We start from the raw sequence: 9,477 nt of genomic DNA, 5'->3' as shown, positions 1-9,477 counted from the left end.
GCGACTGACAGATGGGAGGCGTTCGACGGTTGTCTGGTCGCGTTCATCGGCGCGCTTTCGCGGTCAGCCACAGATCGTACCAAAGGATTGCGAAGTAGAACACCTGTACGCGGATGTAGTGCCGCTTCGAGGTGACTTCGCTAGGAAATTTTCCTTCAACGTCCGATAGCTGGTCTCGATTCCCCATCTCGGCCGGAAGTCGTCGGCTAGTTCCAACGGCGTCAACGGCATCTCGTCCTTCGGGTCGTTGGGATTCTCCTTGTACAGCTTCGACTTCTTCTCTGACTCCATCACCCAGAGGTCGTGACGCGTCGGAACGTCGCTCACGCCCCACGTCGTGGCCCGCCAGTCCTTCTCGTTCTCGATGGTGCCGTCCATCATCTCGTCTATCTTGTTCGCGCTCTGTTTTGCCTGCATCATCCAGCCGAGGTCACCGAATTCACTACGCGCACGCGCCGAGTCCTCGTTGTAGGACCCGCTGTCGAGATACGCGCCTACCTCAAGACGCTTCACGAAGGGCTCGTCGAACCCGACGCTCGAGAGTGGCCGTCGGGAGAGGCCGATCGATCCGCCCGTAGCGGATAGTCGGTAGGACCGCGGCAGTTGGGGTTCACCCGACGATTCAATACCATTGCGATCGGATTTTAGCGTATGGTAACCGACGATGCCCTGCTTCGAACGCTGGTGATCATCATCGCTGTGATTCTTCTCGTACCGGTTCTCATGATGGCTCTCGCGATGCCGCTGATGGGCGTCTGGGGTGGGGGCCACATGTGGAACGGCGGGATGTGGGACGGCACCGGAGCCACGTGGATGTGGCTCCTCATGTCGATTGTTCCGTTACTGTTGCTTCTCGGCCTCGGGTATCTCCTGTACAGCGCGGTTCGCCAGTCCAGCGGGCAACGGACGGATCCCGCACTCGAGGAACTGAGAACCGCCTACGCCCGCGGCGACCTCACGGACGAGGAGTTCGAGGAGCGCCGCGAACGCTTGCAACGAGACCGGTAGTACGCTGGTGGACGCGTTCCGGGTCGGACGACGCCACTTCTGGCCGGCAGTTCCCCGTTAGCGGTCGGGCTTCCCTGGTCGGTACGAGCATTCGCTGAACGTCACGGTTGCGTCGAGAGTACCTTCTCGAGTGGCCATCGCGGCATGTGATCCGTCGGTTCATCTGTATACCCTAATCGGAACAGATGCTGCGGAACACCATCGCCGATCGCTGCCAGAGTCCCGAGCTCGTCTCGTTTTTCCGGAAGTTCCAGAATTTGGCTCATCGGGTGCGTGGCAACCGAGTTAGCACTGGCAGCGAGCGCCACCCGTTCGTATACTCGCCCGGTTTTGATCCGTGCTGCTGGAGCATCGGTCTCCGTGACGAGGAGTCCGAGGACGGGAGCGCTGCGAATCAGCTTCGAATTATTCTGACTTTCGCGATTCCCGAGGTCAAAAGCGATCACGACCGCTTGTGCAATACGAGCCGTAAGCCACGACTGGCCCAGTGCGCCGATCCCGAGCCAATAGCCGAGTTCTTTCCGGTACTCTCGGTCGTCCATCAGACGCAGATCCGCCGCGGCCTGTAACTCCCCGATCGATCGCTTCCGGTCCGAGTCTTCGATCAAGTGGAGCGAAACGTCGCTGTCGAAGACACACTGACGGAGGATATCGCGCGTGAACTGCGAAAGCGGCCGCTCTTCGAATAGGTCGTGGCTCGTATATCGCTCCGTGAGTTGGTCGAACAGTCCCGGTGGTCGGGTATTCGATGGGGTCGCGTCTGGATGAAGCGTTACGGTGGCGATGGGGTCCCCATCGCCGGCATCGTCGTACTCGATTCGATAACCGAATCCGAAGTGGGCTGCTGCAATACAGAGGTTCTCGATGGCGCAGCCGAGGCTGATCTGTAACTCGCGTTTGTCGTGATCGGCCACCTCGAGCCACCGCGTCTCGTCGGCGAAAATCCGGATTCGATCGTCGTGTACGGCAAATCGCCACGGCTGCGAGTTGTGACTGGACGGAGCGAGGATCGCGTATCGAAGCAGGAACTGCGCCCGTTCTCGGATCGACCCGTCGGATGGAAACTCGTCCTCATCTATCTCCCAGACTGCGGTGGTTAACTCGTCCGAATTCATGAGGCGATGTCACCGACAGGGGACATAACGCTCCGGATCGGTTCGCTGACGGAACTCTCTGCGACGACGCTAGTTCCGTTCAACGGGACGATCGACGAGTGGCCTCTCAGAGCCCGTGAGCATCCTCGAGAAGTTCCGTCAACCGCTGGACGAACCGCGCAGCGGGCGCCCCGTCGACCACATCGTGGTCGAACGTTACTGTGAGACTGAGGTACTCTCGGGGTTCGATCTCCTCGTCGACGACACCCGGCTTGGTGGCGATCCCGCCGACCGTTAGCTGGAGCGTGTAGTTCGTCGGACTGATCCCCCAGCCGCCGCCCTCGCCGAACATTCCCACGGACGTTACGGCGACTGTGCCCGCGATACGTTTCCAGCCTCGTGGAAACAACTGCGGAAGTCGCCAGAATTGTCGCCGGACGACCCCGGGAAGCCGCATCGCCAGGGACGCCCACGGCGGCTGCGTTCCCCCGTCCGGGTTCCGCTGTCTCGTTCGAATCTCCTCGTGAATCGACTGTAGTGACCGGCGATTCGCCGCCCTGACGACGTGGGGGACGCCGATGCGCTCACCATCGATCGCCGTTTCGATGATCACGTTTACGTCGACGTCGTCGAACGAGACAAGCCGCCCCCGCCAGTCGCGGTACGCCTGTACGTGCGGATGGTCTTCGATCGCTCGCGCCAGACAGTACATGAGAAACGCAGTGAACGAGAGGCCCTCTCCCGTTTCCTCTTTTCGCTCGCGGATGCGTTGTCGGGCCTCAGTTATGTCGACCTCGACGAGTCCGTGAACGACGCTGCGCCGGCCGGCTACCCGCATATAGTCGATCGTCCCTCGACGCTGGAGAGGGAGTGGCTCGACTGCCTCGCCCTGCTCGTCCATAAGGCCTCTATGGAAGGAAGGACCATACCTCTTGGTTCACACCGACTCGCCTCGAAGTCACGACCAAACGCGGTCGCGTTCGGATAGCCGGTGTAGATACCGATCGCCATCAGTCCGATCTGATCACTCGGGCCATGAACAGGCTCGCGACGGCTGCGGTGGCGACCAACAGTATCGTTACCGGATTCAGTAGCGTGCGAAAAGCCTCCGCCTCGGTCACGAAACACGAAATTCGAACGGCGTTAGTCGGCACCCGCCGGGGCGGCGTCGGCCGCGGCGCGCTTGCCGCGCCAGACGCCCTGTAGGTACGCACCGGCGAACATACCGACGACCACCCACAGGATCGTGACGTTGCCGATCCCGAGGCTGGCGTAGGCGGCGCCGGGGCAGATCCCCGAGAGACCCCAGCCGACGCCGAAGATCCCGCCACCGATCAGGACGTTCCGATCGAACGGCTTCAGTCGGCGGCCGTATACGTCGCCCGTCAGCGGTGCGCTGTCGCGTATCCGGGGCACGACCGCGAAGGCGATCCCGGAAACGATCGCTGCGCCGAACATGACGAACAGCAGTCCGAAGTCGCTGAACTGGAGGAAGTCCAGCACGACTTCGGGCCGGGCCATGTGGCTGTACGCCAGTCCGAATCCGAAGATCAAGCCGCCAACGAGTATCAGCGGCATGAACAGCGGATGACGGTTTTGATTCACGTTACGGACTTACTCCCATCGCTTGGACGATCTGAGCTGTCACGATCGCGACCGTCAGGAACGTTATCACGCCAACGATCGACGTTCTCGAGGCTGGCGACGTCCTCGAAGTTGTCGCGACGGACTCGGGTAGCATGAGCGACATTCGCGGCTGGGCGGAGGGTACCGACGGCGTCGAACTCCTCGAACAGGAGGAAGCCGACGGCCTCTACACCCACTACGTAGAGAAAACGGAATAATGAGCACGGACAACCAAACGACGCCAGTCGACGAACCGGGTGCTGAACCCGAGTTCGACGCCGCCGAACTGCAGGCGTTGCGCGAGCGCGTCGAGGAATTAGAGGAATCGGTCGCGGAGGCGAACGCGGGCGGCGATCAGAAGAAGATGACCATCGTCGCGACGCAGGGAAGCTTCGACATGGCGTATCCGCCGCTGATCCTCGCGAGTACTGCGGCCGCGTTCGGCTGGGAGGTCGTCGTCTTCCACACGTTCTGGGGACTCGATATCCTCCACGAGGAGAAATCGAAGACCCTCAAGCTGAGCGCCGTCGGTAATCCCAACATGCCGGTCCCGAACGCCGTCGCCGCGCTCCCCGGCATGGACACGATGGCCACGAAGATGATGCAGAAGAAAATCGACGAAAACGGGACCGCCACCATCGAGGAGTTGATCGATCTCTCGCTCGAGAGCGGCGTCGATCTGCAGGCGTGCCAGATGACGATCGAACTGATGGACTACGACGAGGACGACTTTTACGACGGCGTCACGACCGGCGTCGGCGCGGCTACCGCGCTGCAACATATGGCCGAATCCGACATCCAGCTCTTGGTCTAGTCCATGAACGAGACGAGACCCGCGCTCTCGAAGCCGGGTCCGTGTGTCCTTGAGGCGATTACAGACCGAGGATGCCGGCGCCGTACTGACCGACCACTGCCGGTAGTGCCAGCATCGACACTTGCTGTGTGCACCGGAGTAAATCATTTAGCCGGATTCCCAGACGGAGACGACCCTCCGTGCAACGACTGAGTGGGTTCTACAATCCTGAAACCTTACCTAAAACGCCAACCTGGCCGGTACAAGGCCTGGAACGCCGGAGAAAGTACGGTTACAATCCGTACGTAGTTCGTATGGGTTGTGGCAGATTTGAACCACGGTCGTTCCGCTTCGCTTCACTCCCTGATTCAAATCTGCCCATCGTCACGATTCTGTCGCTCACGAGGTTGTTCGCGACAGAAGTAGTGGGTTGGGGCAGATTTGAACTGCCGACTTCCTCCGTGTGAAGGAGGTATCATAACCGGACTAGATCACCAACCCGCAGAGGGTTGTATCGGCGGGTCCAACTTAAGACTTCCTTTCACCGTCCGTCGGCGGACTCGTCCGCTCCGGACCTCGAGAGCGCCCCTCGAGCGCTCCCAGTCGCTTCACGGGCCTGTGCCTCGGCTTTCCGCTCGAGGTCCAGTAATTCCTCGCGGACCGCCTCGAGGCGGGTCGGTTCCGCCTCCGGCTCTTCGTCCCGGCCGACGGCCGCGCGGAGCCGCGTCGCGTAGGGCGTGAGCGTCTCGCCGAGTCCGAGTTTCGCGTGTTCGGCTGAGCGAGCAAGATAGTACCGGCTGTCGTGGAAGTGTTTGTTCATGTGATTCTCTTCCATAGAGAGGCGAGCAGTCGATATAGCCCTTTCGCAGGGGACAGAAACGCGAATCGGCCGTCACTGGCCTTGAGGAGCCGGATCCACGAAATCAGTACTGAGGTGACTCTTCCGGTTCGCCGTCGCGGGCGTTGACGACGCGGCCGAAGGTGAACAGGCCGTCCGAGAGCCGGTTCAGGTACTGGACGGCCTGTTCGTTAATCTCCTCCTCCGCGGCCAGCGCGACCGCCCGGCGCTCGGCGCGCCGGCAGACGGTTCTGGCGTGGTGGAGTTGCGCGCCGCGCTCGCTGCCGGTCGGCAGGATGAACGACCGCAGGGGCTCGAGTTCCTCGTCGTACTCGTCGATCCAGTCCTCGACGGTCTCGATGTGGTCGGCGCGGATCGCGGGGTCGTCCTCGTCGGGATCGGGGTTCGCGAAGTCGGCCTGGACGACGTGGAGGTGGTTCTGGATCTCCCGGAGTCGTTCGTCGACGTCATCGTGGCCGGTCGGTCGGATCGTCCCGACGAGGGCGTTGAGCTCGTCGACGGTGCCGTAGGCTTCGATGCGCGGACTGGCCTTCGAGACGCGGCTCATGTCCCGGAGATCCGTCTGCCCGTCATCGCCGCGACCTGTGTAGATCGACATGTCCGTGTGCACGGACGAGACGCACTTAATCCCTGCCGGCGCCGCTCGAGCGCTCGAATGGACGAAACGTCGACGGGCCGAACGGGTTCGGACGCCCGCCGTGGCGCAACCAGTACGTTTTACACCCGCGGCGCCCAATCGCCGCGCATGGCCATGGAACTCGATCACGAGTGCCCGAACTGCGGCACCGAACGGACCTTCTACCGCGCGGCGAGCACGACGCTGCACCTCGGCGAAAAGGTCAAGTGGCACTGCCCGGAGTGTGACTACGGCTTCGTGAAGATCGGCGACAACGGCACCGCCGTCGACTCGAGCGCGTAACTGACGGCCAGACGCGACGATTTCGATTCCGTATCCGTTTTTCGACCGTTGGTGACTCGAACTCGGGTAGCCACCGCCTTCGGAACCGACCGACCTCGAACTCAACAGTCCACGAAACCGACCGTGGCGGTCACTCCTCGTCGGACCCGAGGGCCTGCCACGAGAGCCGCGGCGACCGCGCCGCGTTAGTCTGGTCGATCCGGCGCGCGGTGGTCCGTTCCGGCGCGTCCGCGAGCGTCTCGTCGTCCTCTCCCGCAACCGCGTTGAAGGCCGCGGCGAGCCGGTCGAGTGTTCCTTTGCCCTCGACTTCCGTCGGTTCGGTCATCAGCGCCTCGGGGACGATCTCGGGCCACTTAGTCGTCGGCGGGTGGACGCCGTAGTCGAGCATCCGCTTCGCGACGTCGGCGGCGTCCTGCTCGCCCGCGCTGGCGACGAACTCGTGGTGGAACGGCTCGTACGGAACCTCGTACTCGATCCGGCTCGCGAGGTAGTTCGCGTTCAGGACTGCCGTCGCGCTGGCGTCGGTGAGCCCCTCGTCGCCTAGTCGCGCGATGTAGGCGAAGGCCTTGACGAGGACGAGCCAGTTGCCCTGATAGCCGTGGACCTTGCCGATGGTGTGTTCGGGGTCGAACAGCTCGTAGCCCGGTTCGCTCTCACTCTCGCCGTTCTCTCGCACGCCAGGCGCCGGCAGGAACGGCGCCAGTTCGTCGACGACGCCGACCGGGCCCGCGCCCGGGCCGCCGCCGCCGTGGGGCGTCGCGAACGTCTTGTGGACGTTGTAGTGCATCACGTCGAATCCCATGTCGCCCGGCCGGGCTCGACCGAGCAGGGCGTTGAGATTCGCCCCATCGTAGTAGAGCAGGCCGCCCACGTCGTGGACCATCTCGGCGATCTCCTCGATATCGCGTTCGAAGAGGCCGAGCGTGTTCGGGTTGGTCAGCATCAGGGCCGCGGTGTTCTCGCTGAGGGCCGCCTCGAGCGCCTCGAGGTCGACCCGGCCGCCGTCGTCGCTGGGCAGCGAGACGACGTCGTAACCGCCAAGCGCCGCGCTCGCGAAGTTGGTTCCGTGGGCGCTCTCCGGAATAATGACCTCGTCGCGGTGGCCCTCGCCGTTGTGCTCGTGGTAGGCCGCGGCGACGCGGATACCGACGAACTCGCCGGCCGCGCCCGCGGGGGGCTGGAGCGTCACCGCGTCCATCCCGCCGATCCGGCCCAGGTAGTCCTGCAGTCGGTACATGAGCTCGAGGGATCCCTGTGTCGATCGCTCAGACCGGTCGGGGTGGACGGCCGCCTTCGGGAGCGCGGCCACGTCCTCGGTGAACTTGGGGTTGTACTTCATCGTACACGAGCCCAATGGGTAGGGACCGCTGTCGATCCCGTAGATCATCTGGGAGAGCCGCGTGTAGTGGCGGGCTAGTTCGGGCTCAGAGAGCTCGGGCAACTCGAGAGAGTCCCGGGTCAGGTCGTCAGGCAGGGGAGAGTCGTCGTCCCCGGAACCGTCACCGTCGTCCCCGTCGCCTCCGCCGATCTCGACGCGAGTCTGATCCTTCTCCGAGAGCAGGGGTTCGTACTCGCCGTTCTCGACGTAGCGGGCCTGATCGTAGCGGACCTGTGCGGCTCGAGGGTCGGCGTCGTTCTCGTCTCGGTCGCTCATCGAATCACCTCCCGAAACGCCGCAACGAACGGATCGATCCGCTCGTCGGGGACGCCGGCGACGCAGACCTGCAGTTCGTGCTCGTCGACGACGTGGACCGCGAAGCCGCGCTTCTCGAGGTCGCTCGCGATCGCCGGCGCGGGCTGGTCGACGCGGGCGACGAACTCACGGAGGTGGTGTCGGTCGTGGACCGGCGCTTTGACGCCGACGATGTCGTCGAGGCGCTCGGCGAGATCCTCGGCGCGGGTGACGCCGCACTCGGCGAGGTCGACCATGCCGTTCGGCCCCAGGTACGCGGCGTGCATCGCGGTTCGCAGCGCGACCCATGCCTGGTTGGTACAGATATTGCTCGTCGCCCGTTCGCGACGGATGTGCTGTTCGCGGGTCTGCAAGGTGAGCGTGTAGGCCCGCCGGTCGGTCGCGTCTTCGCTGGCGCCGACCAGTCGACCGGGAACCTGTCGGAGGTAGTCGTCCGTCGTGGCGAACAGCCCCAGTCCCATCCCGTAGCTCGTCGGCAGTCCGAGCACGCTCGCGTCGCCGACGACGACGTCTGCGCCGACGTCCGCCGGCCGCTGCAACAGCGAGAGCGCGATCGGGTCCGAGCCGAGGACGAACAGGGCGTCGTGATCGCTCGCCAGGTCGCCGACCGACTCGAGGCCCTCCTCAATCGCTCCCCGAACGGTCGGATTCTCGGCGTAGACCATGACGCACTCCTCGTCGACCAGTTCCTCGAGGGCCGCGAGGTCGACGTTGGCGTCGTCGGTGGGATACTCTTCGACCTCGAGGTCCGTGCCGGCGACGTAGTTCTCGAGCGTCGAGCGCCATCCCTCGAGTAAGAGATCCGGGACGAGCACGCGGTGGCCGCTGGTGTCGCGGACGCGTTCGGCCAGCGTGGCGGCCTCGCCCAGCGCCGTCGCGGCGTCGTACATCGAGCAGTTAGCCACCTCGAGGCCGGTCAGCTCGACCAGCAGCGACTGGTACTCGAACAGGGCCTGTAAGAACCCCTGCGAGATCTCGGGCTGGTACTGGGTGTAGGACGTGAGAAACTCCGAGCGGTCCGCGAGGTGGTCGACCAGCGACGGGACGTAGTAGCCGTAGTGGCCCCGCCCGAGCAGCTCCGTCAGGTCGTCGTTGCGTCCCAGTATCGTTCGGACGAGTTGCCTCGTCTCCCGTTCCGATCGCACGTCGATTCCGAACTCCCCGTCGAACTCGACGGCGTCAGGAATGTCGAAGAGGTCGTCGACCGATTCGGCGCCGACCGCCTCGAGCATCGCCGAGCGGTCCTCCTCCGTGTGGGGAGCGTACGGGCTCCCCGTGGTGTGTGTTCCGTGCATGGCTAAGCGTGATCTCGATCGATCGAGTCGATCCGTCTCCCCCCGCGTCGACAGCGGCGTTCGATCCGAGGCACGATACTCGCCTCTAGCGGGTAGGGGGTAATGAACGCACTCGTTTCGGCGTGGCTATCGGGTAGCCGCCGATGGACGTGACTGTAACGACCCCTGCAGTCGCTACACGGACCACTAA

Annotated in this window: 11 protein-coding genes, 1 tRNA gene and 2 pseudogenes; 4 read left to right on the top strand and 10 right to left on the bottom strand. The window is 63.7% G+C overall.

Annotated elements, in window-relative coordinates:
- Positions 1–63: 63 nt before the first annotated feature.
- Positions 64–513, bottom strand: a complete 450-nt coding sequence (locus EH209_RS02345; protein WP_126661367.1) for a hypothetical protein — start codon at positions 511–513, stop codon at positions 64–66.
- A 138-nt stretch (positions 514–651) separates the two neighbouring features.
- On the opposite strand from EH209_RS02345, the gene EH209_RS02340 reads away from it, so the two are divergent.
- Positions 652–1,008 (top strand): SHOCT domain-containing protein, encoded by a 357-nt coding sequence (locus tag EH209_RS02340; protein WP_126661366.1) that lies wholly within the window; start codon positions 652–654, stop codon positions 1,006–1,008.
- A 101-nt stretch (positions 1,009–1,109) separates the two neighbouring features.
- Here the strand turns inward: EH209_RS02340 and EH209_RS02335 are convergent, their stop codons facing one another.
- From EH209_RS02335 to EH209_RS24520, 4 genes and pseudogenes are all read right to left on the bottom strand, one after another.
- A complete protein-coding gene (locus EH209_RS02335; protein ID WP_126661365.1) occupies positions 1,110–2,123 on the bottom strand; it encodes an Acg family FMN-binding oxidoreductase in 1,014 nt (337 codons plus the stop codon).
- Between the two features lie 106 nt (positions 2,124–2,229).
- On the bottom strand, positions 2,230–3,003 hold the full coding sequence (locus EH209_RS02330; RefSeq protein WP_126661364.1) for a 2-oxo acid dehydrogenase subunit E2: 774 nt from the start codon (positions 3,001–3,003) through the stop codon (positions 2,230–2,232).
- Between the two features lie 242 nt (positions 3,004–3,245).
- On the bottom strand, positions 3,246–3,707 hold the full coding sequence (locus tag EH209_RS02325) for a DUF6691 family protein (RefSeq protein ID WP_343132678.1): 462 nt from the start codon (positions 3,705–3,707) through the stop codon (positions 3,246–3,248).
- Position 3,708: 1 nt separating this feature from the next.
- Positions 3,709–3,801, bottom strand: a pseudogene (locus tag EH209_RS24520) (YeeE/YedE family protein); the annotation flags it as partial.
- On the opposite strand from EH209_RS24520, the pseudogene EH209_RS02320 reads away from it, so the two are divergent.
- Together EH209_RS02320 and EH209_RS02315 are read left to right on the top strand one after the other, a co-directional pair.
- A pseudogene (locus EH209_RS02320) lies at positions 3,785–3,946 on the top strand (sulfurtransferase TusA family protein); the annotation flags it as partial. The pseudogenes EH209_RS24520 and EH209_RS02320 sit on opposite strands and share 17 nt — an antisense overlap.
- Entirely contained in the window at positions 3,946–4,542 is a 597-nt protein-coding gene (locus EH209_RS02315) for a DsrE/DsrF/DrsH-like family protein (RefSeq protein ID WP_126661362.1), read from the top strand. The pseudogene EH209_RS02320 and the gene EH209_RS02315, both read left to right, overlap by 1 nt.
- A gap of 405 nt (positions 4,543–4,947) precedes the next feature.
- Here the strand turns inward: EH209_RS02315 and EH209_RS02310 are convergent.
- The 3 genes from EH209_RS02310 to EH209_RS02300 form a co-directional block, all read right to left on the bottom strand.
- Positions 4,948–5,022: transfer RNA gene (locus tag EH209_RS02310), tRNA-Val, on the bottom strand.
- A 40-nt stretch (positions 5,023–5,062) separates the two neighbouring features.
- Positions 5,063–5,356, bottom strand: a complete 294-nt coding sequence (locus EH209_RS02305; protein ID WP_394343684.1) for a DUF7553 family protein — start codon at positions 5,354–5,356, stop codon at positions 5,063–5,065.
- Positions 5,357–5,444: 88 nt separating this feature from the next.
- Entirely contained in the window at positions 5,445–5,978 is a 534-nt protein-coding gene (locus tag EH209_RS02300; RefSeq protein WP_126661361.1) for a cob(I)yrinic acid a,c-diamide adenosyltransferase, read from the bottom strand.
- Positions 5,979–6,125: 147 nt separating this feature from the next.
- Between EH209_RS02300 and EH209_RS23830 the strand changes: the two genes are divergently transcribed.
- Positions 6,126–6,299, top strand: coding sequence for a DUF7838 family putative zinc beta-ribbon protein (locus EH209_RS23830; protein WP_164721982.1), 174 nt, complete (start codon positions 6,126–6,128; stop codon positions 6,297–6,299).
- A 130-nt stretch (positions 6,300–6,429) separates the two neighbouring features.
- On the opposite strand, the gene gcvPB is transcribed toward EH209_RS23830, so the two are convergent.
- Both gcvPB and gcvPA read right to left on the bottom strand, forming a co-directional pair.
- A complete protein-coding gene (gcvPB, locus tag EH209_RS02295; protein WP_126661360.1) occupies positions 6,430–7,953 on the bottom strand; it encodes an aminomethyl-transferring glycine dehydrogenase subunit GcvPB in 1,524 nt (507 codons plus the stop codon).
- Positions 7,950–9,287, bottom strand: a complete 1,338-nt coding sequence (gcvPA, locus tag EH209_RS02290; RefSeq protein WP_126661359.1) for an aminomethyl-transferring glycine dehydrogenase subunit GcvPA — start codon at positions 9,285–9,287, stop codon at positions 7,950–7,952. Before gcvPA ends, gcvPB begins: the two co-directional genes overlap by 4 nt.
- Positions 9,288–9,477: the final 190 nt, after the last annotated feature.

The sequence above is a fragment of the Haloterrigena salifodinae genome (assembly GCF_003977755.1).
In the GTDB taxonomy this organism is placed as follows: domain Archaea; phylum Halobacteriota; class Halobacteria; order Halobacteriales; family Natrialbaceae; genus Haloterrigena; species Haloterrigena salifodinae.
Note: the sequence above shows the minus strand (reverse complement) of the source record. Positions and strands in the feature narration are given on the sequence as shown.